Origin of the sequence: Paenibacillus sp. PL91, assembly GCF_012935325.2 — a bacterium.
In the GTDB taxonomy this organism is placed as follows: domain Bacteria; phylum Bacillota; class Bacilli; order Paenibacillales; family Paenibacillaceae; genus Pristimantibacillus.
This window is the reverse complement of sequence record NZ_JABBYG020000016.1, coordinates 68,777-88,628: the sequence shown is the minus strand read 5'-3', so window position 1 is coordinate 88,628 and position 19,852 is coordinate 68,777. Positions and strand designations below refer to the sequence as shown.

The following is a 19,852-nucleotide window of genomic DNA, read 5'->3' as shown; positions in this document are numbered from 1 at the left end:
CCCTAAGCGGGCTGCTATTCAAAAATCGCGTGAATTTCGCTTTCTTTCATAATCAAATACTCTTTGCCTTCGTATTTGATTTCAGTACCCGCATATTTGGAGAAAAGAACGCGGTCGCCTTCTTTAACTTCCAAAGCAATTCGAACGCCATCTTTCAGCGTACCGCTGCCAACTGCTACTACTTTGCCTTCTTGCGGCTTTTCTTTCGCCGAATCCGGCAATACGATACCGCTAGCGGTTGTTTCTTCTTTCGCGATTGCTTCGATCAATACGCGTTCACCCAAAGGTCTGATCATTGAAAATAGCCTCCTTCAAAATTTTTTGCTTCTTTTATTCTCGTTAGCACTCGTAACCTTCAAGTGCTAACAACTATTTTTATCATACTCATTTTCAATGTTAATTTCAAGTGCTTGGTTTTAATTTTCCGATAATTTACACTATACCCAAAGGGACAACATTCATTCCTGACTTGTCCTTATGCTTCATCGCCTGCTCCGCAATGACCAGCTCAGACTTCTTCATTCTTAGATTAAGCCAATTTGCTTACTTCAAAGCCGTATCAATGCCAAACGGCTGCCCCGACCATGCCCTCTTCGAGGTCCATGCCATATCTTCTCCGCTCCAAAATGGATGCTCGCTCGGCAGCCCTAACGGCAGAAACACCGCTGTGCATATATAAAGGCTGCCCGTCGAAATATAACGCTCGCCAATATTCGGCTGATGGCCGCAGAAGCCGATTGCAAGCCAGCCTTCCGGCGTAAAATTGCCCGGCATGTCAAGCGTGCGGCGAATCGCTGCCGTTAATGCGCAGCGAACCTGCGCGGGCATTACATCACCAGGCAGATCATCCAGCAATGCGCTTTGGGCTAAGCTCTGGAACGCGCCGAAGCGATAGGCTAACGATCGGCCGATCGGCGGATACGTACCATCGGCTGCGATCAGCCTCTCCAATACGCCCGCATAGCGGCGAGCACGGCTCGCTATTGTGGTCCGCATGGCGTTCCATTCCTCATAGTGGTCGCCTGCAGCAGCAAGTACATCGACGAGCATCGGCTGAATAACGAAGCTGTTGTAATAATCCCAGTGAAAATCAGGACCGTCGCCGTAGGCCCCATCACCCAAATACCACTGCTCATGCTGCTTTAAAGCATAGTCAATCCGCATAGGGTCCCAGTCGTTCTCTCCAAGCTTGAGCAAAGCACACTCAATCGTTGCCGCAAACAGCAGCCAGTTTGAGAAGACTGGCTTCCTCGTGCGCGTTTGCTTCAGCGCTGCAATAACGTTCGCTTTCACGCGCGGCGCAAGCTTCTCTCCGAGCTCTATAGGCGCGCGCAGTATCGCTTGCGCCAAAAAAGCCGCATCGACGATCGGCTGAAAGCCGTCGCTGAAGTTCATGTAATCCGGCGACTCCGGATCGGTGCCGGCATCGATAGCAACACGGGCGAGTTCAGCATAGCGGCTGCGCATTTCATCTTCAGCCCCGACAAGCTGCCGATTCTCGAGCCAAGGAGCCATGCCCGATAAGAGCCGTCCAAGCGCCTCCAAATGCGAATATTTAGCCCGATCAGCTAACAAAGCCGCCTTCTCTCCCTCGCTTGCTCCGGCAATCTCAGCGCATTCAATGGGCATCAATCCCTTGAGACGGCGCCCCGCGAGCGCTGAAAGAACGGGATCACTAATGGCGAGCATCTGCTCCAGCCAATATTCGCGGTCAGGAAGCAAGCTATCCATCTGTAGTTGGTTCAACATATTCATTTCCTCCCTCCTACCAGAACGTCGCGGAATTTCCTCTTAGCCGCGCCAAGCCTTCTACGAAGAAATAGTCGCCGTAAATAAGCGGCACATCTACGTTTCTCCGCTCCGGATAGTGGCTTGTCCCATGCAGAATCAAGCCTTCCTCCGACTCATTGTCAAAGGCACCATAATTCTCGTACATGGAGCGCAAAATTTTCTCTCCCGCAGCTTGGTAAAGCTCTGACTCCTCAGCAGGCACCGCTCTTGCGATCTCAAGCAAGCCGCAGGCCGCGCAAGCGCCCGCCGAGGTGTCACGGTAACGCTCAACGCCGGAAGGCAAGCGGAAATCCCAATGAGGCACCGAGTCCTCTGGCAAATTCGCAACGAAGAAATGTGCGACCCGCTTCGCTGCCTCCAGATATCTCATCTCGCCCGTATACCGGTAGCTAAGCGCCATCCCATATATCGCCCACGAAGCCCCCCGCGACCAAGCCGAATTCGGCGCAAAGCCTTGCCCGCCGTTTACGCCTTCAAATTCCCCCGTTTGCGGGTCAAAAATAACGATATGATTCACTGAGCCGTCCGTCCGGATAAAATGCTCCAGCACCGTATCCGCGTGCTCCATCGCCAAATGCTTAAATCTCGGATCGCCAGTCGTTTCGCTCGCCCAATAGAGCAAAGGCAAATTCATCATGCAATCGATGATCGCCCAGCCTTCGTTGCGATCGCCTTCGCCCCATGGATTCCATGCTCTTATGTAATTCCCTTTCACATTAAACCGTCCGCTGAGCACGCTCGCAGCCAGCAGCGCGCGTCTGCGCGATTGCTCTTCGCCCAGCAGCTTATAGCGGGCTACGCTCGTCAGCGACCACATGAAGCCGATGTCGTGGTCCAAACGATCATACCCCGTCAACACCTCATCCAGCTGCTGCTCACAAGCCTCGGCAATATCCTTATAGCGGTCATCCTTCGATTCCGAGTCGCGATATAATAGCCAAAGCAATCCCGGCCAAAAGCCCGCCGTCCACCAATGAGGCGCTTCCAGCACGTAAGCGCCGTCCACGCTTGCATGCGGAAATCTTGCGCCAATTCGGCCGCTCGTTCTCGTTACCTTCTCATGCACCTTTTCCCAAGCCTCATTTACCCACATCTGTTCCATTGCTATTTCCTCTCCCTCGAAGCTTATAAGTCATTTATGAGTCAAATTGAAAAATAAATTGCTCAGCCACAGGCATTTCAGCAGCAGCAGCTACCGATGTCCTAAAATCAAGCGTAAACCAATAGCGTTCACGGCCAAAATGATCGATATCGCTTCGCGGAGTCACGATGGGCTCCCATACGTGATGGTTGTAAGTTACGCTCATTTGACGCTTGCCTTTTAGCAGAATCCGGCCCTCCGCCGCTAGCTCTGGAGCAATAAACGTGATGAAGCGCTCTGTAACGAGCCGCTCTGCCTGCCCGCTGCTTGCTGCAATCAAGATCGTATCGGTCAGCGTCAATGCCGGCAGCCCTTGTTTATCCCAATAAAAACGACGCTCCAGCCGCTTAAGCTGGGCATGTCCGTAGACCCCGCTTAATTCAAGCGCCAGCACATCATGCTGATCGCTTGCATGCGCTTCCAATATCGTTGCTCGGTACACAGCCCCATTTAACTGATGAGTGCCATCGATAATCGGGACTGAATGCCCTTGCGAGCCATTGCACCAAAGCGTGTAACGCTCCGCTCCAAAATATTGCGCCGTATACATGCCACTGCCCAAATCAGCCAGATAAGCTTGTCCACCGGCATGTATGATAAAATGACCAACATCATTATGGTTGTGCGGCTCCTCATTATGGCCGCCCTTTGCCGCAAAGCTATAGCTGCCGCCATCCTCCGCAACATGCCTAGACAGAAGCCACTGCACATCCGGCAAGTAATACGACTCAGCAGGCCAAATCGATTTGCCGCCAGAAGTCTCTGACTCCATCCATTCATCTCTTAGCCATATCAAATTGCGAATCGCAGGTGCCCAGCGGCCGCAGTGATCTGCCGAATAGCCCGCTCTTAGACTCGCAGCAGGTACGATCACCTCCTCATACTCGCCATGCAAGCAGCAGCTAAGCCCCATAAAAATACCGCTTGAAGCGGGTGAATCAGAGAAATTGACGACCGTACTGCCGCCTGTAAAACATTTCTGCTGAAAGAGCGCAATCTCCTTCACCTTGCCCGAATCAAATAAATTGATTTTGCCGTCTGTCGCCGCCTTTAAGAGCTGGGCAAAATAGACGAAGTATCCGAAGCCATATTGCCAGTACAAGTATCCTTCCGCACATGCGCCATCCTCACCGAAACCGCTCAAATAACAATCCAGCGAACGGAGCACCCGCTCCAGCACAGCGGATAGGCGCTCTGAATCGTCAATAAGATGGAGAGCCGCGGCGCCAATCGAGCCTGCGCATACCGCAGACCAATTGTGCTCAGACGTCTCCCAGCCATAGGGGCCATTTTCCAAAAAAGGCCGAAAAATCCGATGCTCCACCTCTGCTTCTATCCGCTCGCGCAGCAAAGCAGGCAGACGATCGCCTAGCAGCAAGCTTACCTCGCTTAACGCAAAGCCCGTTTCCGCAGCAAATAAATCGATGTCCGGCTTCTCCGCTCCCGCGTTATAGTGGGCAGGCAAGCACCAGGTAAATTCATTGCATATCGACCAAATGATATTAAAAGCGGCCGCTTCATATTCCTTATTGCCCAGCGCAAGCAGAGCCATGATAACAAACGCGTTCAGTCTTTTGCGCCGTTCAAAATAAACGCGCTCATACGTCAATCGCTCTCCCGAATCGCCGAATATGCGAAAGAGCGAGTACGTAAGCTCAGGATCAGGCGTCTGCGCAAAAAGATCAGCCTCTGCCTTAATCTCCTCTAACAGCGTCCTATTCCCCTCAGACTCAAGCAATCGTGCAGCAAGCTTATCAGATGCATTCTCTGGTGTAAGCAGTGTGAGCCCGCGCTTTCTGCTTCGATCCATAACTTCCTTTATCAGCTTGCGATCCATCTTCATTCGCTCCTGTTCAATCCGCGCTCCTTGATGTCCTTCGTAAACGTTTGCAAGAAACCAGGAAGCGAATTCTTTTTTTTGCATCCCCATAGATTGTACCAACAGTTTCAGCATAATAGAAGGCTAGCTGTTCATAAAAAAATACCGCACAGCAATTTCTCGCGTACGGTATTTGTTGCTTTTTGCTATTCTCCCTTATAAAGAAGGCCGCCCATAATAAATGTAGTCAAATCCTCGCTCAACGTCTCATACAATGGATGCTCTTCCTCAAGCAAGATCGCCCAATAATCCGTATGTCTATGAAATAACAAGGTGCCGACAATAGACATCAAAGCGGTATCTAGCGAGCGGAATTGGAACAATCCCTGTTGTTCACCTTGCTTTAGCCAGTGTCTAAGCAGCTTCCACATCGGCATAACATGCTTGCGGATTTTTTGAATGCGGTCCGTATTCATGACGATTTCCTGCTGGATGATGCAGATGAGCTGTTGGTCGCTGTAACGAAACCTCGTTACCTCGCGAATAATGAGCTTTACGCCTTTCACAGGATCAAGGGAGGGGTCAATCTCGGCGATTTGATCATTGGGAAAAAAAGTTTCGAATAACGCACCGAACATATTTTCTTTCCCGCCAAAATGATACGACACGAGCGCGACGTTAGCTCCTGCCTCCTCGCATATTTGCCGAACGGTCGTTTTTTCAAAGCCGTACTTTGCAAACAGCTTTTTGGCAGCTAACAGTATTCTGATTTTTATATCCGCGTCTCCTGTTGTCATGATCGTCCTCCATGAAAGCGTATTTCTTCTATTTTGATGTATTTATGGACAAACAGCAAGATCAAGCTTCGCTTTACCTTCTCTGACCGGCAATAACCGCTGAAGGCTGTTGCTGAAGAACGGCTTGCCGCTTTACCGCTACTGCAAGTACGCTGACAGCAAACGCGACAATCGCGATAACGATGAGCTTCATTGCGTCTGGCGTTGCAGCCGGACCACCGAACAATATATTCATCGTTCCATCTACCGCATAAGTAGCCGGAAGGAGATCGCCCAGCTTGATGTAGAAATCCGACAATAATTCACGCGGTACGATCGCGCCTGAAGTAACAAGCTGCGCAGACAATAAAATAATATTAAACAACATGCCTGCCATCCCAAACAAGTATAGGAACATTTGGGATACGAAGATGAAGGTTAGCAGGAACAGCAGCTGGAACAACCAAATGTGAAGGAAGCCTTGATCCATTTGGCCTCCAAAGGATGCAAGCAAGGTCGAGCCTACCAAAGATACAAGAACGGCAGCCGCAACATTAATGGAGCTTCTTGCAGCGAATCGGCGCCATCTGCTAACTGAAGCGCTCGTTGCCATTGAGGATTGCTCGAAATTCATGCCCATAATCATGGCGCCCACATAAGAGGCAAGCACCATCATCATCGGTACCATCTGATTGTTCATGCCTTTAACCGCATTCGTGGACTGAATATCCGACGTAACGCGCTGCGACAATCCTTGAGCCGCTGCCGCTGCTTGCTCGGATGGCATGCTCATGTTGCCAAGCACCGCTTGAATGCCGCCTGTAACAGCCTGACGGTTAACCTCTGCTGTAATTTGAGCAGCTGCTCCGCTCATAATGCTTTTGATAAGTGCAGGATTTGATTCATTGATAAAATATTGAATAGAAGCCGTACCGTCCGCCGCCGCTGCCTTCTGCGAGAAATCTGCCGGTACGACTACAACCATTTGAAGCTCTCGCTCATCAAGCTGCTTTTTAGCTTCGTCAATACTGTCTGCCTTCTTCATGTCAAAAGGCAAATTTTCAATTAATCCGCTTGAAATCCGTTGGCCCATTTGCTGATCCTCATTCACAACCGCAATTCGCAATTGATCCACACGATCCGTGACGCCGTTATAGCCCGTCATCCATATAACCGAGAAAATGACTTGGAACATGAGTGCCGTAATAATGCCTACCCATGTAGTCGGCCTTTTCATAAATGCTTGCAGTGCCTGTTTCATCTTTATCCACTCCCGCTCTCTATTTAAACAACTGTTTTAAACGATTGTTTAATTATTGCGCAGGCAGGCTTGTTTTGTCAACAAAAAAAGAAGAAGAGAAATTTTCTCTTCTTCCTTCTAAGCATGATTGGGTGATTCTCCGTATTCCGCTTCCCATTTGGCATCTGCCGCAAGCTGCTTTTTGTGCACCGTTCCGGATAGAAAAACACTTACTTCATATAAAATGATTAACGGGATCGCCACTAAAATATCTGAGATGAAATCTGGCGGCGTGATCATAACCCCGATAAGCACCATGATGAAATAGGCAAGGCGACGCATTTTTCGCAGCCGCTTCGGATTTACCAAACGAATAGCCGTCAAAAACATGATGACTAGCGGCAATTCGAATAAGAGCGATATTGGAATCAACAAGTTAAACATAAACGTAAAATATTGAGCGATGCCATACGTTTCCTCAAGGTTTAAATGCTGAGAAACCGTTCTTGTAAAGTTAAACGCAAGCGGAAACACAACAAAGTATGAAAACGCCAATCCGATCAAAAACATGATTAGCGCGAAAGGAACATATTTTAAAGTGGAACGCTGCTCGTTCTTTCGCAATGCAGGCTTTACGAATGCCCATAGCTGATAGGCAATAACAGGCAAAGCCAAAATCAAGGCGATCACAAATGCAAATTTCATATACATGCCGATCCCATCCCAAAGCGAGAACGTATGTAAGGAAATCGTATTGGCTGGCTTTTGGCTCATTAGAAAGTTATAGGTAGGCTGCGCGAGCACTAGCCCAACGACTAAGCCTAAGGTTAGTATAATGAGCACATACACGAGTCGTTTCCGCAGCTCGCCAAGATGCTCCAAAAGCGGCATAAGCCCTTCTTCGCGCAGAAGCGCTTTACGTGATTTTTGGTCCGAGTGGTTGTTTGCTTCCGATCCCACCTGCACTTACCTCCTTCGCCTAGCGTTTACAACCTTTTTTTCAAGAAAAAAGCGGGCCCGATTAGTCCGGAAGCCGCTTATTGTCTTTATCGATATTTTCCGAACGATTCACTTCAACACGGCTTGAATCCTTGTCCTTGCGATCGTCGTCATCCATAATATCCTTTGCCCCTGCTTTAAACTCGCGCAGCGTCCGTCCAAATGCGCGTCCAAGCTCTGGCAGCTTGTTCGGTCCAAACAGAAGCAAAGCTACCAAGACGAGCAAAATAATACCCGTTGCACCTATTCCTGACATGATGTTACCTCCTTAAAGCTTTACGCAGTAATACTACTTCGTAAGCGTTATACACTAGCAGCCATACAGCCCGCCGTATCCCATGCTCACAATATCTTCACGAACGATTGTATCGCCTGCCAGAATGCGAGGCAGAAGCACATCGAATGACGTATAAGGATCATGCATGACACATCCCGGCAAGCCCATTATGGGCACTCCGTTCAAATATCCGATGAGCAGCATCGACCCTGGCAGCATCGGAGTTCCATAACTTACGATATCCGCCCCAGAGGCTTTAATCGCGCCTGGCGTGCGATCGTCGGGATCTACCGACATCCCGCCTGTTACTAGTATCATATCATACCGCTGCTCAAGCAAATAGTGTATTTCCTTGACAATTGTTTGTCGATCATCTGGCGCAAAACGCTGCTCCCCAACCTCTGAACCAAGCTCCTCCAGCTTGCTTCTTACGGCCGGGCCAAATTTATCTTCGATTCTGCCATTAAAAACTTCTCCTCCGGTCGTTAACAATCCCGCGCGGATTTTTCGGAAGGGGCGTACGCTAAGCGGCGAAGCGCCACCATTCGCCATTCGGTATTCGGCAGCAAGCCGCTCTACCGTCTCGACCTTCGCTTTCGACACCACCAGCGGAATGGCTCTCGTTGCCGCAAGCTGTTGTCCAGTCTTGACGACCGTGTTTGTCTTAATCGTAGCCAGCGCAATTTCCCCTAGCTCATTAACGGCATCAACCATTCCTTTGTCTATAACAGCAAGGCCAAGCATATTCGATTTAATGCTTACTTTGCCCTCATGCGGCTCCGATAGAATCAATTGATCCCCGTATAAAGCTTCAGCCATTCGAATCGCTGCATCATCCTCATGAAGCTCGTTCTCGCCAAGCTCCATAATATAAATATGCTCTTTGCCAATATCGAGGAGGTTAGGAATATCGGCTTCCACTACGACATGGCCTCTTTTGAATAAGCGACCCTTGAATTGGCCTGGGATTATACGCGTCAAATCATGAGCAAGGCGTAGACCGATCGCATCATATACGGAAACTTCTCTAAGTATCGTTGTGCCGAGCTGCTTTGTTCCGTCCTCTGCATGCCCTAGGTTTTGGCTCATAAGCTGTGTTCTCCCAGCTGTCCGGATAAAATGCCCAGCGCATGCGGCAACTGATCCATAATCGCCATTAGGCTCTCGTGTACTCCTTTTGGGCTTCCTGGCAAGTTCACGATTAGCGAGCTGCCGCGAATGCCGCATACTCCTCTGGAGAGCATCGCTCTTCTCGTCTTTTGGAGCGCTCCCATCCGCATCGCCTCCGCAAGTCCAGGAACAGCACGGTCAATGACCTTCAGCGTCGCTTCAGGCGTAATATCGCGCTCGGCAAGGCCTGTTCCGCCTGTTGTGAGCACAAGATCAGCATGGAAATACTCGGTCATCTCTATGATAGCTGCCATAATTTCATCCTGCTCATCCGGAACAATCCGATAATCGACAATTTCTCCGCCAAGCTCTTCCTCAATCAACTCACGAATAACTTGTGCGCTTGTATCTTCACGTTCCCCGCGTGAGCCTTTATCGCTTGCTGTTAATATTGCTACCTTCCACCGCATTTACCATTCCTCCCATCCCTAGTCCGCTCATGGGTTTGACGAAATTCGGTAATCACCGCTTTTGCCGCCCGTTTTGGAAACCAACTGCGTAGGTCCAATTACCATATCCTTTTGCAGCGCCTTGCACATGTCGTAAACCGTTAAAGCGGCGGCTGACACTGCTGTCAGCGCCTCCATTTCCACACCCGTTTTTCCAGTCGTCTTGACAGTACCTTCTATGTAAAGCTCATCCGTCCCATTATCGCTGAATACTACATTTATGCCAGTGAGCGGGAGTGGATGACACATTGGTATCCAATCAGCTGTTTTTTTGGCGGCCATAATTGCCGCAACCTGAGCAACTGCCAGTACGTCGCCCTTCCCAATCTTGCCTGCCTTGATTTGTGCTAATGTGTCCGGATTCATCGTTACTTTGGTTTGGGCGACCGCTGTGCGAGAAGTGACTTCCTTATCAGAGATGTCTACCATCCGCGCCCGACCCTGTTCGTTAAAATGCGTCAGCTCCACCTCTATCGCTCCCTCTAGCGTAAACGACTGCTCCACCTGGTAAAGGTGCAAGCCGTTTCGTTATTATTGCTTGACTCTATTTTTTCTAAAGCATGTAAACGCCTGATTCCGTAATCCATCCATCCATTTTGAGATCATGCTCCTCAGTTGGAACATCATCAATGAATTGTGCCTCAAACGACACGCCTAGCCATAACGCTTTTGTCGCATTATTGGGATTATGACTATTTGCTGCTTCCGCAAACCGGTCATAATATCCGCCGCCATAGCCTAAACGTCCTCCTTTGCGGTCAAAGGCGAGACCCGGAACCAATACGATATCAGGTACATATCCATCATCGATCGGCAGTGTGACAGCCGGGTTCGGCTCCATGATGCCGTAGGCACCAGGCATAAGGTCATCCCAGCTGCGCAAATAATGCAGCGTCATCGAACGATCGGAAGCGACGCATCTTGGCGCGATTACATTTCTGCCCGTTCGCCAGCCCCATTCAATAAGATGGGCTAAATCAAGCTCGCTCCGAAATGGCACATAAACCATCAAAGCTGCTTCTTTGTATTTCTCAAGCCATTTTTCCGCATTCGAGCATGCCTGCTCAGACCATAATTTCCGCTGCTCCGAAGACAGGCTGTTACGCTTTATAGCCATCTGATTGCGTATATAAGCTTTATCGACATGTTGATTTCGCTCTGCCAAAAGCACTCACCTATTCTGCATCCCATCATTTTCTTTCATTAATAGTAGTTTACCACTGTTGTGCAAGTTTCGCCAATGTTAGCGCTCGTTTATGGTACACTAATGAGTAGTAAAAGCATTCGTTCTTTACAATTTTTTGTTGGAGGTTTCAAAATGCTGCTGCAAGTTTCTAGCGTAACGAAGAGCTACGGCGTTAATGTCGTATTATCCAATATTTCTATGCAGGTGCAGGAACGGGAACGAATAGGTCTCGTAGGCGTTAACGGCGCAGGCAAATCAACGCTTCTAAAAATTATCGCCGGCGAAATGTCCGCTGATTCTGGCGCGATCCATAAAGCGAAGGAAACGAAAATCGGCTACCTCGCTCAAAATAGCGGCTTGCAATCCAGTCGGACAATCGAAGCGGAAATGCGCGCCGTATTTTCCCATTTAATCGAAGCAGAGCAAGAGCTTCGCGAGCTCGAGGTCAAAATTGCAGATCCGGCGCTGCATGAAGATGAGAAGCGTTATGCCGATACGCTCGATAAGTATGCCAAGCGCTCAGACTGGTACCGCGAGCAAGGCGGCTTTGAAATCAACACGCGTATTAACAGTGTCCTTCACGGGATGGGCTTTGGAAGCTTTCCGCCTGATACGTTAATCTCAACCTTAAGCGGGGGCCAAAAGACACGGCTCGCACTCGCTCGAATATTGCTCCAAGCGCCTGAATTACTCATGCTTGATGAGCCTACCAACTATCTCGATATTGAGACATTAACCTGGTTGGAATCCTATTTGCGCGGATATTCGGGAGCGATCCTAGTCGTTTCCCATGACCGGTACTTTCTAGATGCGCTCGCCCAAACGATTATTGAAATCGAGCGTCATACGTCCAAGCGTTACACCGGCAACTATAGTCGCTATATGGAGCTGAAAGCTGCCGAATACGAAATCAATATGAAGCAGTTTGAGAAGCAGCAGGATGAAATTTCGCGTATGGAGCAATTCGTTCAGCGCAACCTTGTGCGTGCTTCGACAACCAAACGAGCGCAAAGCAGGCGCAAAGCTTTAGACAAAATGGACCGTCTCGACAAGCCGCAAGGCGATCTGAAGAAGGCTCATTTTACATTTGAAATCGAGCGTCAGACCGGCAAGGATGTGCTCGCTGTAAATGATGTTTCCGTTACTTTTTCCGGCAAAGACTCGCCAATCTTCCAAAATGTCTCATTCCAGCTTACTCGTGGCGAGACCGTTGCATTGATTGGTCCAAACGGTATTGGAAAATCTACGCTGCTGAAGGTGATCGTCGGTCAGAATGAACCTACTACAGGTTCGATTCGATTCGGAACCCATGTTAAGCTCGGCTACTACGATCAGGAGCAAACGAGGCTGAACGGCCAAAACACCGTTCTAGAAGAGGTTTGGGGCAGCTATGCCCATATGGAGGAAGCTCGTATTCGCACTGTGCTCGGCAACTTCTTGTTTAGCGGCGAAGATGTGTTGAAACGCATTTCATCGCTGAGCGGCGGTGAGAAAGCACGTGTTTCACTTGCCAAGCTTATGCTTGCCAGCGCCAATGTGCTTATTTTGGACGAGCCTACTAACCATCTCGATCTCTTTAGCAAGGAAGTGCTTGAAGCCGCTTTGCTTGATTACGAAGGAACCCTGCTCTTTATTTCACATGACCGTTACTTCCTGAACAAGATGGCAGAACGAATTGTCGAACTTAAACCGTCAGGTACGGATCATTTCCTAGGAAATTATGACGAAATGATAGAGAAAAAAAATGAAATCGAGGAAGCACGGCTTGAGGCGCTGTCAAAACAAGCTTCAAACTCGAAATCTGCAGCTGTTTCCGACAATTCGCCTGTCAGTTCCTACGAGGCTGACAAGCAAGCGAAACGGGAGGAGCGCGCAAAGCAGCGCAAGCTCGAGCAGTTGGAGCAGGAAATCGCCTCTCTTGAGGAGCAAATTACCGAGCTTGAGGAGCAGCTTGCTGATCCTGCGATTTTTAATGATTATATCCGAATTCAAGAAATCCAAGCAGCCATTGAAGCTCGAAAAACCACATTATCGACCGCTTATGAGGAATGGGAGCAATATATGTAAAGGATTTCCTTTGCGAGATCGAAAGTTAAAGCGAGAATGGAGGCAAATTCGATGTCCGCAGATTCTAATCATGAGCTTTCTGCTCGTTTGCTGCAATGGGTAACCCATGCTGTACACCCGCAAGCTGTCATTCAATCCATTCATCGGCTGCAAGGCGGTATGTCCTCTATCGTCCATAGCATCGCGCTGTACGTGAATGACGTCGAAACAAAAGTCGTTTTACGGCAATTCGACAACGAAGATTGGCTGCGCCAAGAACCGGATTTGCCTATGCATGAGGCAGAAAGCTTGCGCTGGGCAGAGCTAGCGAGTGTTTCGACACCACAGATCCTTGCTTTTGACAAGACTGGCGACGAATGCGGAATACCTGCTGTACTGATGACGCAGCTGTCTGGTACCGTTGAACTGCAGCCGCCTAGTATGGAGAGTTGGCTCAATGGTTTAGCGGAAGCTCTCGCACAGATTCATAAGGTTGAAGCCGACCACTTTCCATGGACCTATTTTACGTATAACGACATTTCTTCCTTGCAGGCTCCTTCCTGGTCCTCCTTTACAGATTCTTGGGACAAGGTTATTGCGATTGTAAGAGGTCCTCAGCCAAAGGTAAAGCACACATTTATTCATCGGGATTATCATCCGACAAATGTATTATGGGAAATGGGCAAAGTGAGCGGTGTTGTCGATTGGGTTAACGCATGTCGTGGTCCTGCCGGCATAGACATCGGTCATTGTCGATTAAATTTAGCCCAGCTGTACGATATTGAGACTGCTGATGCATTTTTGAACGCCTATAAGAAGCATGCCGACCCTTCCTTTCAATATGAGCCCTATTGGGATCTTATAGCTTTGATCGATATTTTGTTCGGACCACCTACCGTATATGCTGGCTGGCCGGCATTTGGAGTAACCGGACTAACCGATGCATTAATGGTTGAGCGGTTGGATAAATACATGCTCAGCTTACTAGAAAGAGCCACTAACCATTAGCAAAACCTAAAAGGCGACAAACTCACATACAAAACGGCAGATCAAGGATTGCTCCTTAATCTGCCGTTTATTATTTATCCGATAAATGGTTAATTTCATAAACAACGGAACGATTTTGAATCTAATATTGCTCTAAGCTAATTAAACCTAAGCGCTGCGCCTCTTTAATCGCTTCCGAGCGAGAACGAACATTTAGCTTATCGAAAATTCGCGACAACTGATATTCCACATTTCGCTGGCTTACATGGAGCATCGCTGCAAGCTCTTTGTTGCTAATTCCCGTTGCAACCTCATGCAAAATCGTTTGTTCTTTTTCGTTGATGGATACATCCTCGATCGTCACTTCTGAACGACCAATGGTAACCTCATGACGTCTAAGCTGCTTTAACAGTGAAATCGGAATAACGGTATCGCCTCTCATCGCGCTGCGTATAGCGTTGTGCAGCTGCTCTCTGGATACTGTCTTGGATATAAAGCCGGAAACTCCCGACTCAATAAGCAAATTAAAATGTGATCCAATCTCATAACCGGAATAAATAATGACCTTGCGTTCGGGATCCTGCTGAATTAGACGCTTTGTCAATTCCAATCCGCTAATGCCAGGCATATTCAAGTCGCATAAAATCAGATCAAAATGCTCAATCTGCACGATATCCAGTGCTTCAATAGCTGAGAGAACAACCGAAACCGACATTTCACCATCTTGCTCAATCATGTTTTTTGTCCCTTCCCCGACGGAAGGATGATCATCAACTAATAAGATACGAATCACGCAATATTCCCCTCTCCGATCTGCCGGTTGTCATGTCTTCTGGCAACAAAATAACAACCTCTAGGCCGTTACCGCCTTCCGAATAAAATGAGATGTCACCTTCTAGACCTGTCACCCGCTCTTTAATACCCGACAAGCCCATATGCTCAAAAGAAACAATCATTTGATTGACATCCATCCCAATACCATCGTCCTGATATCGGAAATATATCGTTCCTTTACGTTGCTCGAGCTCGAGAATTACTAGTTTAGCCTGTGAATGCTTGTCCGCATTGCGCAGCAATTCCTGCACGATACGATAAATGGCCGTAATTTGTTCCTCGTTCAGTGGACGGCAGAATGTATTCGCACGGAAATCAACAGCAAAGTTTACGCGCATTTGCGTATGCTCAATGATCGATTCAACAGCCTCAACAACGCCCATCTCTTTTAGAAGCGGCGGCCGCAGCTCATTGCAGGTCTCGCGAATCTGATGGATTACATCGAGCAGACCCTCTTTAATGTCCTCCAGCTCGCGCCCCAAATTATCAGATATCGGATAGTCCATCATAATGGTCTCAAGCTTTCGGTACCATAGAAGCTGATCCTGAAGCGCAGAGTCATGCAAATCCGCGGCAAGCTTCCTTCTCTCATTCTCAGATAGGCAGAAAAGTAAACGAAGCACCCATGGAGAGGTAGAATGCTCTTTGCGAACCTCAGACTCCAGATCCTCTATCAATCCCTCAATTAAATACAAGTTCTCAAATACGATGCTCGCGTAGCTGGACATCGTCTTTAGCCAACGCAGCTCGTCCGAGTTAAAACGGGTGTGATTCGTTTTCATCCCAATCCATAAGATATGGTGTCTTGACCGCTGTCTGCCTATAACAAGACCTAAGCCGTAAGGCAGCTCGATTAATTCGCCAACTTGAAGGGAATTTACCGTCCCAAGCAAAAACTCTGCAGTGATGAGCTCCTCCGGGTGCTCCCCCATCGGATATACGGTATTCTCCGATTGCTCCACAATCATAAAAGTAATTCGTTTTACCGGCAGCAGGTCTGAAATTTCTTGCATCAAAACCGCTTCCAAATCGGCTTGCTTCATTACTCTGGCAACCTTGCGTGAGAACCGGTCAAGGCTGTCTTGATAGCTGTACATCGCTTTGAAGAGCTTTGGTCTGAAACGTTGGTCAATTTGTTCCTTCGCATATAGAAATAACGTCATACCGATGTAGATGACAAAAAATACGCCAAACCATACGGTCCATGACGGATTATTCTCTCCTAGTATTAATATCGCCACTAGCGCCGTCACGATGATAGATGGGAAAATGGCCAGCGCAGTGTAATATTTAAATCTTGTTAATATAAAATCAATGTCGAACAATTGATTCGATGTTGAAAGATAGAAATACACGATAGGCAAAACGAATAAGAAAAGTGCTGTAAACGCAGCAGGAAAAATCTGATTTAGTCCGAATATTTGAGGAAGTAAGTTCATTGTTGCAAATGGCGTAAACGCAACTAAATGCGAAATTAACGTTATTGTAAATAGTGAATGTAATTTTGTGTTCCGATGCTTGATAAATTTGCGTATAAGCATAAATACGCAAACCAAATTGCCTATCAGCAAAATACCGCTAAAGGCCATCTTAATATAGATATAAAGTTGAATAGTAAATAAATCCGTCCAAAAATAAAGTATGCTAGTAACGCCCACAATTCCAACAATGGCGAATAGCAATCGCAAGAACCTCTTGCTAATAAAACGGACGTCAAATCTTTCCAAATAAATGCTCATGAAGCTCATAAACAACAACGGGATAATTGGCATAACAAGATACAAAATGGACGTTCCAACGGGATCGCTTCGATAAGAAGCCGCTGAGCTATAGTAGCTAATACCTATGGAAATAAAAAATAATATAAGCATAATTGCAGCTTTATCATTTTTTCGCTTCACATATAAAAATCCTGAAAATGCACAGAAAATAATAAGCGATATTCCTGGGATATATAACTGAATTAACAGTTCCCACAGTGAATGTTCGCCTGTCCAGCCTTTTGGAAAATATATAAGTTGTCGGGTACTATCTTTATGTAAAAGAAGCACGTTATCCGCATATTCAATTGAATTGTATTTTTTTACATTACGAAAATCCTCGACTGGTCTGCCGTCTACCTCTAAGATTCGGTCACCGACCCTAATTCCCTTTACCTCTGCCTGACCCGCTGGTTCTATCGATTTAACGATATAATGATCATTTGGATCATTAATCAGAATAGCCCCAATTGACGGAATTGTAGCTATAACCGAAGTTAAGTAAACGACCGACGAGAGGAGTACTGCCAGGAAGAGGATTGCAATAATGCGACTAAAGAATGTAGGTTTCATGTTGTCCTCTTCCCCTCAAACATATCAAATTTTTAGCCCCACATGTATGCGTATCCGCTGTTTTTTTCGTTTTTGTTCTTAAGTTCACCAAGAAGAGCTTGTTGTTCTGCAGCAGAGACACCTGCAACTTGCAATTGTCCACCCATAGCCATAGACATTTTTTCAGTGCTGCTTACCAACTGACGAATCGCTTCTTTTAACATTTTAACTCCTCCGATTCTCTACTAATATTTTATATTTATACTACTTCTCTACTATAACAGGAATAGAATCGACAATAAACGCAAAAATGATTCGTATTTACCGAAATGGCTTTTGCGTGGTTTGTTATTATGCAATTTTTTGGTTTAAAATATGTAAAAATGTCGATTTCCAAGGACCTATCTCCTGAATAGTGTCTACTAACTCTTCAAATCGATTGTAGTGCATCCGGCTCATGACTGAGCCATACAGTATAGTTCCGGTTCTTTCGCATGTTTCGAGAAAAATCTCACGCTTCATGACTACTTCCTCTATAGAAAGCCGATTCTCGAAATAATCCTTAATCCAACGATCCTCGTCTGATTCGCTCTCTATTAAATAGAGCGTAAGCAGCGTACGCTTGCGCTGAAGGAAATCGCTCTTATCATCCCATCTCAGCAAATCCCGAAGATCATTCTGAATTTGTGCCGCTACGCCAATCTCAATCGCATATTCCGCTACAATGCTATTCCAGGGCTGTCCAGCAAGCATAACGCCTGCCATACAAGCGAGCTGCAGCAATGTCGCTGATTTTTGCTTAACCATGTCCAAATAAGAATGCTCGTCCACAATATCATTCATAATGTCGAGCATTTGGCCATTAGCGGACTGAAGCAGCAACCTATTCATCATTTCCATAAGCGCCAATCTCATCTCATCGTTCGTCGCGCAGCTCAGCATCGCTTGCTGTGACAACGTGAGTAGAGCCGAGGCGACATGAATCGCTATAGGCTGCGGAGCCTGCATCCATGGCTTATGCGGGGCATCCTGGTCCTGCAAATCATCCAAAATATCCGATGCCAAAATAAACAGCTCTACAGCCGCTGCAGCCTCGTACACTTCATGGCCATTACCGCCAAACATGCGATAGTGAATGACGGTCAGCTGTCCAAATCGAATCGTTTCAGCCAGCTTGTCTTCAATAAAAAGCTCAGCAAATCGTGCAAGAGGCTCAGCAGTAAAAAACCGCCGAACCATCCTATGCATTTGTTGACCAATGAGTGGAATACAATCGTTCACAAGCGAACCTCCGCCAATTCAAGATCATTCTATTATACTATGAAATTATAATGTAAACATACGGTGTACCATAGTAACAAAATGAGCTAATGAACGATTTTTAAATATGCCGTTGCAGTCGCTGAACCATTTGCGCTTTTTTTTCGTTGGAATATCCTCTTCCTTATTTCCCCCCTCACTCATTTGATTTATTAAGGTTGCAATCATCTCCATTCTTAATTCAAGTAATTCCCTGCGCTCGACTGACGGACTTTTGATGCGATCGCGATGATCCATTTCTAAAAAGCCCTCCTTGATGTAAACATATCCACGCGAAGTCTTTTACTTCATCTTTGAATTTATACGCTGACACTCCCATTCAGTTCAACTGCGTGATGCATATATACAGCTTCCATCGTCATGCCGCCGCCTGGCAGCTGTGCGATAAGGGACGAGGGATTGTCGCATGTAATAAACTCACCTTTTCGCATAACGCAAACGCGATTGCAGTTTCTTTGAATTTCCTCCATGTCATGAGAAGCAACAACGATTGTTTTCCCCTGTTGCTTGAGCAGCTTAAGAAGCGTCCAATATTCTTTTTTTGCTTGCGGGTCCAAACCCGTTGTTGGTTCATCCAAAAATATAATTTTGGGATCATTTACTAATGCAATGGCTAGTGCCGTGCGTTGTCTCCAGCCACCAGAGAGGCGCTTAACTAATTTATCCGAATAGGGGCTAAGTCCAAATTGTTCAATGATGCGGTCCAAATCATTTTTCCGTTTGTAGAAGCCTTGAAAAAGCTCCATCGCTTCGCGGACATTCATCTTATCGACCAAGGACGTGCTTTGCAAATGTATCCCGATATCTTCTTTCAACCGTTCTGCATCATGAACCACATCGTGGCCGTATATGCGGATGCTTCCTTGGTCTGGCATACGAATACCCATTAGCATTTCGAGCAGCGTCGTTTTTCCTGCACCGTGCGTACCGATAATTCCGAAAATCTCTCCTTCATTTACTTTGAAGGATACCCGATCCACTGCCTTATTCGCACCATAGTACTTGCTGACCGAACTTACCTGAATGATCGTTTCCTTTTCCATTCCTTGGTTAACCTCCATTCACACTTAAACTTTGCGTGAGTTATTCGTTATACGGTGAGATATATGTTTTAAGGTATGCTTCATAGTTTCACGATAACGCATACCGCCAACATTTTCACCGAAAACATGACTAGTAATTCACGCAAAAATTTTGCGCGACCGCAATGTAAGCGCAGCCAACAGGAAATAGAAACACATCGTTCCAAATTACCTAAAATCATCTAATTTTATTTATCCACAAAGATATCAACAACTCTGTATAAATTGTTAGTTAATTCTGTCGATAATAAGTAGGCAATATGGTAGTATTTTCGCGGTTTTCGTCGTTTCATAGGTATATACTCACACGTTTCCTATTGTTTATCCATGTTATTCACATTATCCACAACTAAAGCATGAAAAAACTATCCCCTTTTCGCACACAATATGAAGCTTGAGTAAATCCAGTGTTTTCAAGCTTTT

20 protein-coding genes and 1 pseudogene are annotated in these 19,852 nt (G+C 46.9%); 2 read left to right on the top strand and 19 right to left on the bottom strand.

What is annotated here, in order from left to right; translation table 11 throughout:
- Positions 1–14: 14 nt before the first annotated feature.
- From groES to HI950_RS27160, 12 genes are all read right to left on the bottom strand, one after another.
- Complete coding sequence (gene groES / locus HI950_RS27215) at positions 15–296, bottom strand: co-chaperone GroES (protein WP_169087287.1); 282 nt, start codon at positions 294–296, stop codon at positions 15–17.
- A 247-nt stretch (positions 297–543) separates the two neighbouring features.
- Positions 544–1,755 carry a DUF2264 domain-containing protein gene (locus HI950_RS27210; protein ID WP_223285528.1) on the bottom strand — a complete coding sequence of 404 codons (1,212 nt, stop codon included), beginning with the start codon at positions 1,753–1,755 and terminating at the stop codon, positions 544–546.
- A gap of 10 nt (positions 1,756–1,765) precedes the next feature.
- Complete coding sequence (locus tag HI950_RS27205) at positions 1,766–2,893, bottom strand: glycoside hydrolase family 88 protein (protein WP_169087285.1); 1,128 nt, start codon at positions 2,891–2,893, stop codon at positions 1,766–1,768.
- A gap of 34 nt (positions 2,894–2,927) precedes the next feature.
- Complete coding sequence (locus HI950_RS27200) at positions 2,928–4,769, bottom strand: heparinase II/III family protein (protein WP_169087283.1); 1,842 nt, start codon at positions 4,767–4,769, stop codon at positions 2,928–2,930.
- A gap of 188 nt (positions 4,770–4,957) precedes the next feature.
- A complete protein-coding gene (locus HI950_RS27195) occupies positions 4,958–5,548 on the bottom strand; it encodes a TetR/AcrR family transcriptional regulator (protein ID WP_169087281.1) in 591 nt (196 codons plus the stop codon).
- 73 nt (positions 5,549–5,621) lie between these two features.
- A complete protein-coding gene (locus tag HI950_RS27190) occupies positions 5,622–6,788 on the bottom strand; it encodes a YhgE/Pip domain-containing protein (protein ID WP_169087279.1) in 1,167 nt (388 codons plus the stop codon).
- 117 nt (positions 6,789–6,905) lie between these two features.
- Positions 6,906–7,658 (bottom strand): twin-arginine translocase subunit TatC, encoded by a 753-nt coding sequence (gene tatC / locus HI950_RS27185; RefSeq protein WP_169087442.1) that lies wholly within the window; start codon positions 7,656–7,658, stop codon positions 6,906–6,908.
- A 130-nt stretch (positions 7,659–7,788) separates the two neighbouring features.
- Positions 7,789–8,022 carry a twin-arginine translocase TatA/TatE family subunit gene (tatA, locus tag HI950_RS27180; protein ID WP_169087277.1) on the bottom strand — a complete coding sequence of 78 codons (234 nt, stop codon included), beginning with the start codon at positions 8,020–8,022 and terminating at the stop codon, positions 7,789–7,791.
- A gap of 54 nt (positions 8,023–8,076) precedes the next feature.
- Positions 8,077–9,132: a molybdopterin-binding protein gene (locus HI950_RS27175; RefSeq protein WP_169087275.1), complete on the bottom strand. Its 1,056-nt coding sequence runs from the start codon at positions 9,130–9,132 to the stop codon at positions 8,077–8,079.
- Positions 9,129–9,623, bottom strand: a complete 495-nt coding sequence (locus HI950_RS27170) for a MogA/MoaB family molybdenum cofactor biosynthesis protein (protein WP_169087273.1) — start codon at positions 9,621–9,623, stop codon at positions 9,129–9,131. Before HI950_RS27170 ends, HI950_RS27175 begins: the two co-directional genes overlap by 4 nt.
- Positions 9,624–9,650: 27 nt before the next feature.
- Entirely contained in the window at positions 9,651–10,130 is a 480-nt protein-coding gene (gene moaC / locus HI950_RS27165; RefSeq protein ID WP_169087271.1) for a cyclic pyranopterin monophosphate synthase MoaC, read from the bottom strand.
- A gap of 85 nt (positions 10,131–10,215) precedes the next feature.
- Positions 10,216–10,827 carry a 5-formyltetrahydrofolate cyclo-ligase gene (locus tag HI950_RS27160; RefSeq protein WP_223285527.1) on the bottom strand — a complete coding sequence of 204 codons (612 nt, stop codon included), beginning with the start codon at positions 10,825–10,827 and terminating at the stop codon, positions 10,216–10,218.
- A 153-nt stretch (positions 10,828–10,980) separates the two neighbouring features.
- Here HI950_RS27160 and HI950_RS27155 point away from each other — a divergent pair, with 153 nt between their 5' ends.
- Both HI950_RS27155 and HI950_RS27150 read left to right on the top strand, forming a co-directional pair.
- On the top strand, positions 10,981–12,915 hold the full coding sequence (locus tag HI950_RS27155; protein WP_169087269.1) for an ABC-F family ATP-binding cassette domain-containing protein: 1,935 nt from the start codon (positions 10,981–10,983) through the stop codon (positions 12,913–12,915).
- A 51-nt stretch (positions 12,916–12,966) separates the two neighbouring features.
- Positions 12,967–13,902, top strand: coding sequence for a phosphotransferase family protein (locus HI950_RS27150; RefSeq protein ID WP_169087267.1), 936 nt, complete (start codon positions 12,967–12,969; stop codon positions 13,900–13,902).
- Between the two features lie 121 nt (positions 13,903–14,023).
- Here the strand turns inward: HI950_RS27150 and HI950_RS27145 are convergent, their stop codons facing one another.
- The 7 genes and pseudogenes from HI950_RS27145 to HI950_RS27120 form a co-directional block, all read right to left on the bottom strand.
- Positions 14,024–14,674: a response regulator gene (locus HI950_RS27145; protein WP_169087265.1), complete on the bottom strand. Its 651-nt coding sequence runs from the start codon at positions 14,672–14,674 to the stop codon at positions 14,024–14,026.
- The gene (locus tag HI950_RS36810) at positions 14,652–16,616 is read right to left on the bottom strand and encodes an ATP-binding protein (protein ID WP_317618457.1); all 1,965 of its coding nucleotides are present in this window, start codon (positions 16,614–16,616) and stop codon (positions 14,652–14,654) included. The genes HI950_RS27145 and HI950_RS36810 overlap by 23 nt, the downstream gene beginning before the upstream one ends.
- Positions 16,617–16,784: 168 nt before the next feature.
- Positions 16,785–17,048, bottom strand: a pseudogene (locus HI950_RS37105) (PDZ domain-containing protein); the annotation flags it as partial.
- Between the two features lie 32 nt (positions 17,049–17,080).
- Positions 17,081–17,251, bottom strand: a complete 171-nt coding sequence (locus HI950_RS27135) for a competence pheromone ComX (protein WP_169087261.1) — start codon at positions 17,249–17,251, stop codon at positions 17,081–17,083.
- A 127-nt stretch (positions 17,252–17,378) separates the two neighbouring features.
- On the bottom strand, positions 17,379–18,308 hold the full coding sequence (locus tag HI950_RS27130; protein ID WP_169087259.1) for a polyprenyl synthetase family protein: 930 nt from the start codon (positions 18,306–18,308) through the stop codon (positions 17,379–17,381).
- A 45-nt stretch (positions 18,309–18,353) separates the two neighbouring features.
- Complete coding sequence (locus HI950_RS27125; RefSeq protein ID WP_169087257.1) at positions 18,354–18,584, bottom strand: hypothetical protein; 231 nt, start codon at positions 18,582–18,584, stop codon at positions 18,354–18,356.
- 62 nt (positions 18,585–18,646) lie between these two features.
- Positions 18,647–19,390 carry an ABC transporter ATP-binding protein gene (locus HI950_RS27120; RefSeq protein WP_169087255.1) on the bottom strand — a complete coding sequence of 248 codons (744 nt, stop codon included), beginning with the start codon at positions 19,388–19,390 and terminating at the stop codon, positions 18,647–18,649.
- Between the last annotated feature and the right edge of the window lie 462 nt (positions 19,391–19,852).

Bases quoted from the DNA above. Each gene is read 5' to 3' on its own strand.
- groES (WP_169087287.1), bottom strand. From the start codon at position 296: ATGATCAGACCTTTGGGTGAACGCGTATTGATCGAAGCAATCGCGAAA.
- HI950_RS27210 (WP_223285528.1), bottom strand. From the start codon at position 1,755: ATGAATATGTTGAACCAACTACAGATGGATAGCTTGCTTCCTGACCGC.
- HI950_RS27205 (WP_169087285.1), bottom strand. From the start codon at position 2,893: ATGGAACAGATGTGGGTAAATGAGGCTTGGGAAAAGGTGCATGAGAAG.
- HI950_RS27200 (WP_169087283.1), bottom strand. From the start codon at position 4,769: ATGGATCGCAAGCTGATAAAGGAAGTTATGGATCGAAGCAGAAAGCGC.
- HI950_RS27195 (WP_169087281.1), bottom strand. From the start codon at position 5,548: ATGACAACAGGAGACGCGGATATAAAAATCAGAATACTGTTAGCTGCC.
- HI950_RS27190 (WP_169087279.1), bottom strand. From the start codon at position 6,788: ATGAAACAGGCACTGCAAGCATTTATGAAAAGGCCGACTACATGGGTA.
- tatC (WP_169087442.1), bottom strand. From the start codon at position 7,658: ATGCCGCTTTTGGAGCATCTTGGCGAGCTGCGGAAACGACTCGTGTAT.
- tatA (WP_169087277.1), bottom strand. From the start codon at position 8,022: ATGTCAGGAATAGGTGCAACGGGTATTATTTTGCTCGTCTTGGTAGCT.
- HI950_RS27175 (WP_169087275.1), bottom strand. From the start codon at position 9,132: ATGAGCCAAAACCTAGGGCATGCAGAGGACGGAACAAAGCAGCTCGGC.
- HI950_RS27170 (WP_169087273.1), bottom strand. From the start codon at position 9,623: ATGCGGTGGAAGGTAGCAATATTAACAGCAAGCGATAAAGGCTCACGC.
- HI950_RS27155 (WP_169087269.1), top strand. From the start codon at position 10,981: ATGCTGCTGCAAGTTTCTAGCGTAACGAAGAGCTACGGCGTTAATGTC.
- HI950_RS27150 (WP_169087267.1), top strand. From the start codon at position 12,967: ATGTCCGCAGATTCTAATCATGAGCTTTCTGCTCGTTTGCTGCAATGG.
- HI950_RS27135 (WP_169087261.1), bottom strand. From the start codon at position 17,251: ATGTTAAAAGAAGCGATTCGTCAGTTGGTAAGCAGCACTGAAAAAATG.
- HI950_RS27125 (WP_169087257.1), bottom strand. From the start codon at position 18,584: ATGGATCATCGCGATCGCATCAAAAGTCCGTCAGTCGAGCGCAGGGAA.
- HI950_RS27120 (WP_169087255.1), bottom strand. From the start codon at position 19,390: ATGGAAAAGGAAACGATCATTCAGGTAAGTTCGGTCAGCAAGTACTAT.